Origin of the sequence: Paenibacillus arenosi (assembly GCF_014841135.1) — a bacterium.
Classification (GTDB): domain Bacteria; phylum Bacillota; class Bacilli; order Paenibacillales; family Paenibacillaceae; genus Paenibacillus_B; species Paenibacillus_B arenosi.
In genome coordinates this window covers 1-12780 of sequence record NZ_JACYTN010000009.1, presented here as the reverse complement: position 1 = coordinate 12780, position 12780 = coordinate 1, and the positions used below count along the sequence as shown (strand labels likewise).

Below are 12780 nucleotides of genomic sequence, written 5' to 3'. Positions count from 1 at the left end.
ATGGAGCGTCGATATCGATGAGCAAAACATCTAACCATGCTATTCCCGCCGCAAACCCGATTTCTCACCGTCCGTCGTGGAGCAGCAAAAAGGAGAAGAAAGCTAAGCTCAATCTTTCAATTTTGCGTGGAGCCTTGCTGCCAGTTTCTGTTCTCTTAACTTGGCAGATTCTTAGCACCAATGAGATCATTCCGTCGCAATTGTTTCCACCGCCATCGCTCATTTTTCAAACTTTTATCGAAATGATTTCCTCAGGAGAACTATTTCATCATTTAAAGATTAGTATTGTCCGAGCACTATTAGGCTTCACAATTGGCGGTGTTAGCGGTCTATTCATTGGTCTATTCGTAGGGATGTTTCAGCGGGCAGAGCAGTATATTAATCCCACCGTGCAAATGCTGCGCGCCATTCCGCTGCTAGCGATCACGCCATTGTTTATTTTGTGGTTTGGGTTTGGTGAGTTGTCGAAGGTGCTGCTTATCTCATTGGGTGCATTTTTCCCGATGTATGTGAATACTTTTCTGGGGGCTAGGAACGTCGATAGCAAGCTGTTCGATGTCACGCGGGTGCTTGAGTTCAGTCGCGTCCAGCAAGTGACGAAGCTCGTTCTTCCATCTGCGCTGCCCAATGTGCTGCTTGGCTTGCGGCTCTCGTTAAGTATCGCGTGGATGTGCTTGGTTGTGGCTGAGCTAATGGGGGCAGATGCAGGAATCGGTTATCTGATTCAAGAAGCTCGCTCGTTTATGCGCACGGAAGTGATTTTTCTAGGTATTTTACTGTTTGCAGCGGTAGGGAAGTTGTCGGATTCGTTGGTGAGAGTGCTAGAGAGCCGGCTGCTGCATTGGCAGGATAATTATAAAGGGTAAGTGGAGGTAATAGAGGTAACAAAAAAGCGCACGGAAGCTCCCTTTTATTTGCTACTAGAAGGGAGTATTTTTGTGCGGTTATTTAGTAAATATGGATGGGATTCTATCATTAATACTAACGGTCGTCACAGTGGCTATTTGATGGCGATTTACTCATTTTGAAATGTAACGGTTGCCAGTGAGCTTATTTGTTTGTGGTATCGATATCATTTACTATCAATGCTAAAATAAGTGCGCTCACGACCATTAAAATTTGAAATTGAACGAACTCGCATTAATAACGTCAAGGGCGACCGTTAGAGGTTGGATTACAAGGTCCTAAAACCTCCCTAGTTCATTTTCCTTATCTTCCTCGTCTCTAGCTTCCTTCAAACTACGAGACTTTGAAGATAGGTATCTATCGCGGTACATTGTCAAATATCTATCAACAGAAAGAGCATTCATGAAATGAAATTGATTTATTCAGGAAAGTCTGAGTTCGTCCGTGTTCGTTAAAGCATTAAAATTCAGCGAAATCGTTCCTGAGATGAATTCTTTGTTATGGAGTCAGATAAAAAATTGTCAACCTTCGCGGCATATGCATCCTTATTCGTATATCCGTGATACAACCGGTTAGCCACTTTAATGGCATCGCCGAAAAAAAACCGTTCATATAAGCTTTGCCGTCCGGCGAACGAGCTTGTGCTTAGTTCCCAGACGAGCCGGAATAGGCCTACATTCCGCTTTGCCTCCAGGTTGATGCCCCTCAAATAACGGTTGATATCTCCGGCCGCTTCGGATGCGAAATCTTGCTCGCTTGGAATCATAATGATGCTGCTCGCGCCTAGCAGTTGTACGATTTCCATCATCTTAGGAAACAACTTCGGAAACAAGTAGTTAGCAGCATACAGTGGTCTGGAATCCGGCAGCATGGAACCCCATTGATCCAGCCGCGCGTTTGCTTCGGAAGCGACGAGTAGCCCCTTTAGCGACTCTAGCGTAGCGATCACCTCCGCTGCTTTTTCAATAATCTGGGTGTATGTGCGCAAGCCTAACGTATCTATTATTAATTCAATCGTCCCAAGAAAAAATTCGGTCTTCGCAATAACGCGGCACAACACCTGGTGTCCTACATGCGTATGAAAATGGCTTTTTTCGAAAAAACGGGACATTATCCGCGCATCGCCATACGTAAATACCCGATCATGCGGTACAAGCACATGATCAAGCACAACTAGCGTATCCATTTCCTCAAAGCGTGAGCTTAACGGATAATCGTACCGCGATGTTCCGGCGGCGAAGCTTTCTCGGCAAATAAATTTGACGCCGGGCAAATTATTAGGAATGGCGAAACCGAAGGCATATGGATTTTCTTTGTGAGGCGAAGGTAGCGGTGTCGGGTACACCAATATTTCCTCAGCCGTAACCCCTTGTGTTGCGAGCAAAAACGCGCCATTTACGATCAAGCCTTCCTTCGTGTTTTCGACAACCGTCGGCGCATCTGGCAGCTCATGCGTTTCTGGCAAAGTTCTTAACCTTGCCTTATGAGGCAATATGAAAGCGTGAGACAATGTAATGTCGTTTTCTCGGCAATATTCATAGTAAGCTTTCATGTTTGCGGTATATGATGGATCAATCTCGGACAACAGCTCCGCCGCTGCGCCGAACGCCATCATTGTCGTATTCATATAATCCGGGGAACGACCGAGGAATCCATGATGAACGTCGGCCCAACGTCCAATCATTTTTCTTCGTTTCTTTAGGTCTGACTTCGACTTAGGAATGAGAAACGACATTCCTACCGGATCTCCTGTTGTCGGTGATTTATAAGTCATATCCTTTTGTAATGTTGATTGACCTTGCATATCGTACAATTCAGCCTGAGTAGAGATGAGTCCGGCAAACGCAGGGTGGCTCGACACGGGGACAGTAACTTTATTTCCTTGAATCCAGACGCTGGCTTTCGATGCGTCGAGACGCTCGACATACTGCTTGCCGTCTTTTATTGGCATATAACCATCTCCTGAAACTTTTATATATAGTGTACGCGGTTCGGAAAAATTGGATATGGGCGCCTAATGATTTTTGACTGCTGGCAGCTGGGTTAATAGGTACAACTATCCGCAAGCTTCGGAGACTCCAATGATAAAGAATATCTTGGCGGAATTTCGCAACCAACAATAATGCTTGAATATACGGATTCGGTATACAGATGTCGGCTCTCAAGAGCTATTTCATTTCCTAGAGGCAGAATCGGTTAACGGTACTGGCATCATTCTTTTGCCAAACGAGCAAACGTCTATTTCGTTAGAGCCTATTGTCACTCATTTTATTTCCTGTAATTTGCTATATTTCGCCTAAAGGATGTTCCGTATCGGTTTACATAAGCTACCTTCAATCGTACAAGATCTCAGTGAAGTGAGTATAATTTCCTATAGACTCTAGTTATATCGTACTATCTGTTCCAATATATGTTTGGAATTTCATACTAACTCCTGATATATTTAACAATGTTTTCTATATGTTATCGATAAAAAGGGATTAGAAAGAGATGAAGGACAAATTTAAAGGCTTAGTAATTGGTTTGACGGTTGGATCATTGATTACGGGTGCTACTGCGTTTGCAGCAAGCGGTAAAATGATTGAAGTATTTTATTGTGTTAACGATATCAAAATTAATAAAGTATCCAAAATGCCAGCGGAAGACAAGCCGTTTCTATATAACGGAACAACCTATGTTCCACTTGCATTTGTCGCTAAAGCTCTAGAACAACAAGTAAAATGGGATGGTAGCACGAAGACGGTACATATCGGCGAGACAGAAGGTAAGAACGAGCTGTACTTTGATCGCGATATTAAACATATGAATGCTCAATCTGGATATGATCGTAATCATTATTCTTACGCTTATAATGCAAACAGTGCAATAAAGGACAATGTAGGCAATGAATACTCGAACTATTTGACACTGACCACAGCTTTCCTTTCTAAAGAAGATGCATGGCAAACTATTGAATTCCCGCTAAACGGAAAAGTTAAAAGTTTTAAGAGTAAAGTTGGCTTGACAGATGATAATAAAAGTACAAAATCTACACTAACGGTAACAATTCTAGGCGATGATAACGTTCTATATACGGAAAAGATCAAAGCAGGCGATTTCCCTAAAGATATTGAAATCGATCTGAAAAATGTTCTGAAATTGCAAGTGAAGCTTCAAGGAGAGGCACATAATAGTGATAAAATAGGATTGTTCAATCCCGTTTTCACGAAATAGAACAGCTAGAAAAGGTCGCTGAATTATCAGCGGCCTTTTTGTGTTACGCTGCGGATAAGATCGTAGAGACGTACGCTAGAAACATGCTATCGGCTTGCTAGATTTAGTATTCATTATACATTGTATTAATTGATAGTATTCTTAAGCGAGATTCTAGAACCCAAAATCCAATGTTTTTCCAGTCTCCGCATACGATTTAATATTACTCAAAATCATAGGCCAGTGCTGCTGGGAATTGGTATGCGACGGGTGATCTACAGGCCAATGATCATGAACGAGAGTCAGTTTAGTACACGCTCCCACTGGCTCCAATGTAAAGGTTACTCGTGTCTCTAAATCTGCATGATTTGCACGGTATGAAGGGCCAGCGTGTTCAGTATAACTAAACGTACGATTTGGTTCAAAGACTAGTATTTTCCCATACACATGTACGGTTTCATCCCCGTCGTTGCCCGGTCCCACATAGGCATAGTCACTGCCAATTTCGAATGTAGATTGAAGCGTACATCCGAAGAAAGTTTGTTTAACGCCTTCATCTGAAAGGAGTATTTGCCACACCTTCTCAGGTGCTGCTCCAATGTAGAAGTCAAATGTAAGATCCATTACGCAATCCCTCCGAATACTTGATTTGCTTTGTTCATTTTGTGTGGAAATTATATAATGAGGTTCAACAGCTCGTATTGTAAAAACGCGACAGGTTTGTTTCATAGGCGATGATCATCTTGTTAGGAGGAACGCACATTGGAAATCATTCGTGGGCAATTACCAAAGGGTATTCTTCATTCCAAAATAGGAGAGCAGACGTATGCACTCACAAGATTTCAGCCTTCTCCTAAATTAAGCCCCTTTGTGCAGCATTATTGGGTGGTTCAGTGGGACGTACGCGAAACAGCTCCGTATCTTCAACAAGTACTGTCCCATCCTAATGTGAATCTTATCGTTGAGCGAGATATAGCTCGCATATACGGCGTTTCTAGAACCACCTCTACGCGTTTAATTGAGGATCATGGCTGGGTTGTAGGAGTGAAGTTTAAGCCTGGTGGCTTTTATCCTTTTTGGCATAAGCCCATTTCTGAGCTGACGGATCACTCGATTTCTTTCGAAGATGTTTTCGGGGAGGATGACTCTTCACTCCGGGCTGCTATTTTTGCAATGGAATCGCTAGAATCAGCCGTACAGCTGGTGGAATCGAGGTTGGCAGCGGTGATAGAGAGACTCCCTGGAATTGATTCAGATATGTTACTCGTAAGTGAGCTGGTGGCTAACATTCAAGCCGATCGTTCAATGATGAAAGTAGACGATGTTGTGCAGCGAACAGGCATGCATATTCGCAAACTGCAACGTTTATTTGATCGTTATGTCGGTGTTTCTCCAAAATGGGTCATACAACGATATCGGCTTCATGAAGCGGCTGCTTCTATGGAGCAGGGGGAAGCAACGGACTGGTCGAAGTTTTCACTTGACCTTGGGTATTATGATCAGTCTCATTTTATACGAGACTTTAAGGCGATCATAGGGCGCTCACCTGAAGACTATGTACGTAAGGTATAGCTCGATCATGTAGATGCACACCATCAAAAGCGTATAATAAAGGGATAGCAGCAAACACTAACCCAACTTACAAACGTTGATAACGAATAAAGGAAGACATATTATATACGAAGTTGAGCATTACAAATACCAAGGATTATACGAAAGAAACTGATCTACATAAGCCACAATTGATAAAGGAGATACGATGATAGAGAACAACGAAATGATAGAGCCGGGCTGGGAGTTCGATAACAGTTACGTACGCCTTCCGCAACTATTTTTTACAGAACAACAACCTACGCCTGTGCGTGCACCAGAAATGATCCTATTCAACTCTCCGCTGGCAGCGTCTTTAGGATTGAACGCAAGTACGTTGAACAGCGAAGAGGGGCTGGCCGTGTTTGCTGGTAATCAAATACCTGCTGGAGCTACTCCATTGGCTCAAGCCTATGCGGGCCATCAATTTGGATATTTTAATAGATTAGGAGACGGGCGTGCGCTGCTCATCGGGGAACACATTACTCCTCATGGTGAACGATTTGATATACAGTTGAAAGGATCTGGTCGTACACCTTATTCGCGCGGTGGGGATGGGCGAGCAGCGCTTGGTCCGATGCTGCGGGAGTATATCATTAGTGAAGCAATGTATGCGCTGGGGATTGCTACTACCCGCAGTTTAGCGGTAGTTACTACGGGAGAGCCCATCTACCGCGAAACGGAGTTGCCAGGTGCAGTATTGACTCGCATAGGTGCCAGTCATATCCGTGTTGGCACGTTTCAATATGCAGCCCAATTCGGGACGGTTGAAGATATTCGTGCGCTGGCTGATTATAGCATTCAAAGACACTATCCGGGCATTTACGACCATGAAAACCGCTATTTAGCGTTGCTGCATGAAGTAATAAAGCGTCAGGCTGCATTGATTGCGAAATGGCAGCTCGTTGGCTTTATACACGGGGTAATGAATACGGATAATATGGCGATTAGTGGTGAAACGATTGATTATGGCCCGTGTGCTTTTATGGATCGTTATGATCCAGCTACCGTATTCAGCTCAATCGACAGGGACGGTCGCTATGCTTACGGTAATCAGCCACGTATCGGGGCATGGAATTTAGCGAGATTGGCGGAAGCGCTGTTGCCGCTTATCCATGACGATGAAGAGCAGGCGGTTGCAATGGCAGAAGATGCGATCGCAGACTTTATTGAGCTGTATCATGTGAATTGGCTTGAGGGGATGAGAGCCAAGCTTGGTATTTTCAATGAGGAGTTAGAGGATTCATCCTTAATTGAAGGTCTTCTCAGCATGATGAAAAAATACGATGTGGATTATACAAATACGTTCCGTGCTTTAACGTTGGGACAACGAGAAGCTGGGGCGTTGTTTGACTCAGTGGAATATGCGGAGTGGCATGAACGTTGGCAGGCGAGATTGGGCAGACAGAAGCAATCGATTGCTGATTCGCAGCAATTAATGAAGAACAGCAATCCTGCAATGATTCCACGCAATCATCGTGTGGAGGAGGCTTTGGACGCGGCGGTACAAGGGGATCTCACAGTTGTGGAACGATTGTTGCATGTTCTTGCGAATCCTTTTACGTATTCGGAAGAGCAAGTTGAGTATATTTCGCCACCTCCGGCAGATGCTTGTCCTTATCAAACGTTCTGTGGTACGTAAGTATTCGTTAGGAGTATTATCATTACTTAATGAGGAGAAACACAATGGACATTCGTAAGCTGAGCGCGCAAGAACATCCTCCTATGGACTTGCTGCTGCTGGCAGACCCTTCTGAATCGATCGTGACAGAATATGTACAGCGAGGGCAATGTTACGTGGCTGAAATAGAAGGTAGCATCGTGGCTGTTTATGTGCTGCTGCCTACAAGGCCAGAAACGGTAGAGCTGGTAAATGTGGCGGTACACGAAGATCTTCACGGACAAGGAATAGGGAAGCAGATCGTCAATCACGCAATTGTTCAAGCAAGAGAGCAAGGCTATAAGACAATCGAGATCGGTACAGGCAATTCAAGTGTAGGACAATTGGCGTTATATCAGAAATGTGGCTTCCGAATGGTTGGCGTGGACATTGACTTCTTTGTGAGACACTATCCTGAGGAGATTATTGAGAATGGGATTCCTTGCAGGGATATGATACGTTTGAGCCAGGATTTATAGTTGTATAAACGGATAACATGAAACATGATATGGCTGCGGCCGCTGCTCAGTATATTTCTGAGAGCGGTCGTTTTTATATTTACGCATATCAGCACCCGAGTAGCCGAAATTCTTTTACGAATATCGGGAATATTTTACACAAAATCAACATTCCGTTGACATTGCATTAATATATTCAAGTTACTATATATCAGTACTTAAACATATGAACTAATAAACCGATATAAGAGATATAGAATATGCTGTTGTGAACCTCAAGGGAGCTAATCGCCACAATGAATCAACATCCACGTAAAAAAACCATGGTTATGGAACGATTGATACAGATGGAAGATAAGGGACTCGTGTTAGAAATGCCATTTAACATGTCATCTGCCACAGAACGACTTCATATAGAGATAAAGGTAGACGCATTGGGAGAGGGGGCCAGCGTAATAGATTTGGGCTTTCAAGATGCGGACGGTATGCGCGGTTGGAGTGGAGGGACAGATATTGCTTTCCAGTTAGGAAGAGGTGTGCCAACTAGAAGCTATGAATCCCCAGAACTAGAGACCGAGACAGAATGGTCGGTGCTGTTATACGCTAATGAAGTGCCGCAAGCAGGATGCCGTGTCACCCTACATCTAACTTGTCATCTCATGGCTCCTAGTAGGCACAAGGATAACAAGTACAGCGATTACTTCCCGAATATTGAGAAAAACCTGAATAGAAACTTCGATATCAGTACAAGTACAAGCTGCACATGGAGTGAATTAACTCGTTTAAAGGATTGATTTCACAGAAGTTAATAGGATTTAGGCGAGCGTAAAAGATGAAACGTAGGGTGTTTGAAGTGAATGGAAAAGGGAATTAGGACAAAAATGTTATCGATAAACATTCTTTTCGTTCTGAATGGAATACGTTACGTGTGGCTCTATGTTGAAATCAAAGGCGTCTATTTGGATAAGAATACGCTAGATCCGATTATCGAAAGTCCAGATGATGCGGTGCTGTATTATGCACATCGTCCAGTAGGCTATGTTGTGTATGGCGGAAAACGCTACGAATAAGCTAGTTGATGAGGAAGTACATAGTAGCGTAGTAGTGTGAAAATGAATGAAAGCCTGCCTCCTCTTCGAGGATAGCAGGCTGTTTTGGTTGCGAAAATTGAATGATTTGGTTTGGTTGTATATGTTAAAGAAGCAGCTCTTTAGATTCAGGAAAATTAGGGGAAGACAAGAAAGACGATCTCGGGCCTTGCAAGCAAGCGTGCATACGTTCTACTTGTTCATCCGTAAACATAACCATCGCCGAATCATTTACGTAGTCCATAAAGTTCATGAACATATCTCCATCCGGGCCATTATTGCAGGAGATCTGGGGGAAGCTTGGAGTGCCAAAGTTAGGGCCGTCTTGGTTGGGCGTGTCATCGACATGATCGGTACCTGTACATTCGGTGCCCGGTTCCATACCGTCATCTCCCCATATATGGCGAAGATCGAGCCAGTGTCCCACTTCATGGGTAAGGGTTCTACCTAGATTAAAAGGTGCTTCTGCGGTCCCTGTTGTTCCGAATGCTTTATACGTAACGACGACTCCATCTGTATGAGCAGGTCCTCCTGGGAATTGTGCATAGCCAAGCAAACCATAGCTTAATGCGCACACCCATATGTTCAAATATTGATCGGATGGCCAAGCGTCAATACCACCTGTAGCACTTGTTTTGACATCATCTTCAAAGGCTGAGAATTGTTCTTTGGAGGTGTGAGTTCGAGTAATTCCTGTCGTAGGTAGCCCTTCTGGATCGACGGTCGCTAAATGAAACTCAATGTCGGCATCTTCTGCGGTATCTTCCCAGACAGGCGGAACTTGAGAAATATCCGGGTTTTGTTTACGGAAATCTTGATTGAGCACGATCATTTGGCTAGCAATCTGTTCGTCTGAAATGTTCTGTTCTGGCTTATTCCAGAGTACATGTACAACAACAGGGATGCTTATCACATCACGTTGTTCGACACGCGCAAGCATGACATTTTGAAGATAACCGGCTTCAATTCGTTGACGTTGTTGTGCATAATGCTCAGACTGTGCTAATAGTTGCTGATGGACATGTAAGGTGGCGCATGTTCTCCTTAACGGCAGGTCTGTTGTTGGATGCTTAGCATGTGGTTCATTCATACCTATCCCTTCTTTCCATTGAAATGTGGAGATAAAGAAGATAGTAATGACAATAGATGTTGGACTAGAGCTACTAGACGCCTCAGGATCAGTCAATGGGTGGAAGATGTTGATTAACATCTTGTTCTAGAAGAACTTAATTATACCATATTTACATCCGATTGTAATGTCACGATTTGTGTCAAAGTGGATGAAGAGAAATAAATCCTAATTATAGGTAAATAAAGATTGCTATTTAATACGATATCGTATTAAAATGAGAAACAAGAAGTACATCGTCATACTGGAGGAACTGCACTGTGATAGAACAATTGCTGGATCTGTTCGTTAAGAACGGATTGCGGCCTTTAAACTGGATGCCAGAGGCACGAGAGCTGGAGCAATCGGTAAACAGCTCAGAACTATCTGCGCTCGTACTGCTTGATTATTATGAGGAGCTGACGATGTCGGAGCTGGCAGAACATTTGGGTGCTCCACTTAGTACGATTACGAGTTTGGCGAAGCGGCTTGTTCGCAAGGGGCTGATTGCACGTAATCAATCCGAGCGAGATCAGCGAATTATTCTTGTTCGGCTTACTTCCGAAGGGAAACAGTTGGCATCGCAGGCTAAGACTATACTAGAAAGTTCCTTAGAACGAGTACAGAGTGCTTTGACTGCTGATGAACTGGAGCAATTTGTGACGTTGGCTCTAAAAGTTGGAAGGGCGTTGCAGCAAAATAGTAAGGAAGAGAAAGTTAGACCAGCAAAGTCGTTGCACAAAATACAAATAGAAGATTAGCGGCTGTTGATTTGTTAAATTTTTTTGCGTATTTACTACGATATCGTAGTAAAACGAAACATAAAGCAACCTCACCTTAGATGATACAGAAGTCAGCATTAAACGACGAGATGGAGGTTTATGTGATGAGAATATTGCTATATACCGGTAAAGGCGGAGTAGGTAAAACGAGTGTGGCAGCAGCTACGGCTGTAAAGTTAGCTGCAGAAGGGTATCGTACGTTAGTACTGAGTACAGATGCGGCACATAGTTTGTCCGATTCGCTTGATATGCAGCTAGGCAGTGAACCTGTCCAAGTTGCAGAAAGGCTGTGGGGACTTGAAGTGGATAGTGTGCGTGAGACCGAAAAACATTGGGGAGCCGTACAAAGCTGGTTAACGGGAATGATGAATTGGGCCAAGCTCAATGATGTATCTACCGAAGAAATGCTTGTATTTCCGGGTATGGAGGAGCTGTTCAGTTTGCTGCAAATCAAGCGTCACGCTGATAGTGGCAACTATGACATCATTATCGTAGACTGTGCTCCGACTGGGGAAACGCTTCGCCTGTTAAGTTATCCGAATGTGATGAGCTGGTGGATGGAGAAGATTTTCCCTTATGAACGCAGACTCATTAAGCTTGCACGCCCTGTTGCCAAGCTTGTGACCGGAGGGCTGGAACTACCCGACGACAAAGTCATGAACAATATCGAATCGTTCGTTCACGAACTGGAAGAACTGCATAAGCTGATTCTCGATCCAGCTATTACTTCGGTAAGGTTGGTGATGATCCCTGAGAAGATGGTCGTGTCAGAAGCGAGAAGAGCCTTTACCTACTTGAATTTATTCGGGTTTAATACAGATGCAGTTATCGTAAATCGCGTTCTTCCAGAAGAGGCCGCTGTAGGCTATTGGGATGAATGGCGTGGGATTCATGCGAAGTACGAAGAAGAAATACAGAACAGCTTCAGTCCTTTGCCTATCTTGCGTATTCCATTAATGAAATCCGAAGTCGTTGGTCAATCGATGCTCCAACAAATTAGCGAACAGGCATTTGGCGAGTTGGATGCTGGAGCTGTACTGCATTTAGGAAAAGTACAAGAAATTCGTAAAGAAAATGATGTCTACTATTTAGATTTGATGTTGCCGTTTATGCATAAAGAAGATCTCCAGCTCAGCCAAAAAGGAGATGAACTTACGGTGCAAGCGGGTCCATATAAAAGGAAGGTGCTGCTGCCGAGAGCATTGTTTGGCCGTTCAATCGCAGGCGCTCGCTTTATGGACGAGAAACTGTCGATACAGTTCGGTGAACGTTCACCTGAACAGGAAAGGGGACTTGGCAATGAAGCGTGATGACGCCATTTTACTGGTAGATCATTTGTATGCGATACATGAGGCATTCAAAGAAAGCTATTTGCCTCGTATGCCAAGTAACGCACAAGTTCATTTTCGTACAATGAAAAAAGAAGCATTGCTTGGGGCTCGCTCTTTGTTGGATGCTGTCATCGATAACTTGGGCAGTGCTGATGAAGGAAAGGATGCTTACACCCAACAGACCAAGGCTAATCAAAGTAGTCAGCGAAATCAATGCAATAGAGGCAAAGCTAGTCAAGAAGGCGGGTACTATCAACGCAGTAGCAGTGCTAGCATCGAGATTACGGATTAATTAAATACCGCTTTCGTTCATAGGGGCACGTCGCATACTTCTGTTTTCAGAGATAACAGGTTAGGATGCTGAAAATAGTGAGATCAAACGAGATATATTGTAGAAGTCATCACCATTTTACACAAGTATACGGATTCAACTAGCACACCATTCATTTCCTGCAAAAATGCATGTATTTAGTATGTAAATAGCCGATTTGTAATCATTGTTGCGAAAGTGCAGTTATTTTCCCACTTCAGGTCGTTTAAGCAGTTGAGTCCGTATAATTGTGTAAAATGGTGAACAAAAAAAGAGCCATGAAATAGAGCCTCGTCTAGAATGAAGTTATGCAGACCCATTCAGAGGAGGTACTATTTATGACTCAATATCATAT

The 12780-nt window shown here is 43.6% G+C and carries 13 protein-coding genes; 10 read left to right on the top strand and 3 right to left on the bottom strand.

Features of this window, described 5'->3' with window-relative positions; genetic code table 11:
• Nucleotides 1–17 precede the first annotated feature (17 nt).
• Nucleotides 18–866, top strand: coding sequence for an ABC transporter permease (locus IFO66_RS13000; protein WP_192025555.1), 849 nt, complete (start codon nt 18–20; stop codon nt 864–866).
• Nucleotides 867–1372: 506 nt separating this feature from the next.
• Here IFO66_RS13000 and hpaB read toward each other — a convergent pair.
• The gene (gene hpaB / locus IFO66_RS12995) at nt 1373–2857 is read right to left on the bottom strand and encodes a 4-hydroxyphenylacetate 3-monooxygenase, oxygenase component (protein ID WP_192025554.1); all 1485 of its coding nucleotides are present in this window, start codon (nt 2855–2857) and stop codon (nt 1373–1375) included.
• Between the two features lie 539 nt (nt 2858–3396).
• On the opposite strand from hpaB, the gene IFO66_RS12990 reads away from it, so the two are divergent.
• Nucleotides 3397–4119, top strand: a complete 723-nt coding sequence (locus IFO66_RS12990; protein ID WP_192025553.1) for a stalk domain-containing protein — start codon at nt 3397–3399, stop codon at nt 4117–4119.
• A gap of 153 nt (nt 4120–4272) precedes the next feature.
• On the opposite strand, the gene IFO66_RS12985 is transcribed toward IFO66_RS12990, so the two are convergent.
• Nucleotides 4273–4722, bottom strand: coding sequence for an SRPBCC family protein (locus tag IFO66_RS12985; protein WP_192025552.1), 450 nt, complete (start codon nt 4720–4722; stop codon nt 4273–4275).
• 138 nt (nt 4723–4860) lie between these two features.
• On the opposite strand from IFO66_RS12985, the gene IFO66_RS12980 reads away from it, so the two are divergent.
• The 5 genes from IFO66_RS12980 to IFO66_RS12960 all read left to right on the top strand — a co-directional run bounded on the left by IFO66_RS12980 (nt 4861) and on the right by IFO66_RS12960 (nt 8876).
• On the top strand, nt 4861–5670 hold the full coding sequence (locus IFO66_RS12980; protein ID WP_192025551.1) for a helix-turn-helix domain-containing protein: 810 nt from the start codon (nt 4861–4863) through the stop codon (nt 5668–5670).
• Between the two features lie 187 nt (nt 5671–5857).
• Nucleotides 5858–7330: a protein adenylyltransferase SelO gene (locus IFO66_RS12975; protein WP_192025550.1), complete on the top strand. Its 1473-nt coding sequence runs from the start codon at nt 5858–5860 to the stop codon at nt 7328–7330.
• A gap of 44 nt (nt 7331–7374) precedes the next feature.
• Entirely contained in the window at nt 7375–7827 is a 453-nt protein-coding gene (locus IFO66_RS12970) for a GNAT family N-acetyltransferase (protein ID WP_192025549.1), read from the top strand.
• Between the two features lie 275 nt (nt 7828–8102).
• A complete protein-coding gene (locus IFO66_RS12965; protein WP_192025548.1) occupies nt 8103–8600 on the top strand; it encodes a hypothetical protein in 498 nt (165 codons plus the stop codon).
• 63 nt (nt 8601–8663) lie between these two features.
• Nucleotides 8664–8876, top strand: a complete 213-nt coding sequence (locus tag IFO66_RS12960; RefSeq protein ID WP_192025547.1) for a hypothetical protein — start codon at nt 8664–8666, stop codon at nt 8874–8876.
• A gap of 124 nt (nt 8877–9000) precedes the next feature.
• On the opposite strand, the gene IFO66_RS12955 is transcribed toward IFO66_RS12960, so the two are convergent.
• The gene (locus IFO66_RS12955) at nt 9001–9984 is read right to left on the bottom strand and encodes a zinc metalloprotease (protein ID WP_192025546.1); all 984 of its coding nucleotides are present in this window, start codon (nt 9982–9984) and stop codon (nt 9001–9003) included.
• A gap of 299 nt (nt 9985–10283) precedes the next feature.
• Here IFO66_RS12955 and IFO66_RS12950 point away from each other — a divergent pair, with 299 nt between their 5' ends.
• The 3 genes from IFO66_RS12950 to IFO66_RS12940 all read left to right on the top strand — a co-directional run bounded on the left by IFO66_RS12950 (nt 10284) and on the right by IFO66_RS12940 (nt 12407).
• Nucleotides 10284–10763, top strand: coding sequence for a MarR family winged helix-turn-helix transcriptional regulator (locus tag IFO66_RS12950; RefSeq protein WP_337913006.1), 480 nt, complete (start codon nt 10284–10286; stop codon nt 10761–10763).
• Between the two features lie 125 nt (nt 10764–10888).
• Nucleotides 10889–12094: an ArsA family ATPase gene (locus IFO66_RS12945; RefSeq protein ID WP_192025545.1), complete on the top strand. Its 1206-nt coding sequence runs from the start codon at nt 10889–10891 to the stop codon at nt 12092–12094.
• A complete protein-coding gene (locus IFO66_RS12940; protein WP_192025544.1) occupies nt 12084–12407 on the top strand; it encodes a hypothetical protein in 324 nt (107 codons plus the stop codon). The genes IFO66_RS12945 and IFO66_RS12940 overlap by 11 nt, the downstream gene beginning before the upstream one ends.
• Nucleotides 12408–12780 lie beyond the last annotated feature (373 nt).

Bases quoted from the DNA above. Each gene is read 5' to 3' on its own strand.
- hpaB (WP_192025554.1), bottom strand. From the start codon at position 2,857: ATGCCAATAAAAGACGGCAAGCAGTATGTCGAGCGTCTCGACGCATCG.
- IFO66_RS12945 (WP_192025545.1), top strand. From the start codon at position 10,889: ATGAGAATATTGCTATATACCGGTAAAGGCGGAGTAGGTAAAACGAGT.
- IFO66_RS12975 (WP_192025550.1), top strand. From the start codon at position 5,858: ATGATAGAGAACAACGAAATGATAGAGCCGGGCTGGGAGTTCGATAAC.
- IFO66_RS12990 (WP_192025553.1), top strand. From the start codon at position 3,397: ATGAAGGACAAATTTAAAGGCTTAGTAATTGGTTTGACGGTTGGATCA.
- IFO66_RS13000 (WP_192025555.1), top strand. From the start codon at position 18: ATGAGCAAAACATCTAACCATGCTATTCCCGCCGCAAACCCGATTTCT.
- IFO66_RS12940 (WP_192025544.1), top strand. From the start codon at position 12,084: ATGAAGCGTGATGACGCCATTTTACTGGTAGATCATTTGTATGCGATA.
- IFO66_RS12955 (WP_192025546.1), bottom strand. From the start codon at position 9,984: ATGAATGAACCACATGCTAAGCATCCAACAACAGACCTGCCGTTAAGG.
- IFO66_RS12965 (WP_192025548.1), top strand. From the start codon at position 8,103: ATGAATCAACATCCACGTAAAAAAACCATGGTTATGGAACGATTGATA.
- IFO66_RS12970 (WP_192025549.1), top strand. From the start codon at position 7,375: ATGGACATTCGTAAGCTGAGCGCGCAAGAACATCCTCCTATGGACTTG.
- IFO66_RS12985 (WP_192025552.1), bottom strand. From the start codon at position 4,722: ATGGATCTTACATTTGACTTCTACATTGGAGCAGCACCTGAGAAGGTG.
- IFO66_RS12960 (WP_192025547.1), top strand. From the start codon at position 8,664: ATGGAAAAGGGAATTAGGACAAAAATGTTATCGATAAACATTCTTTTC.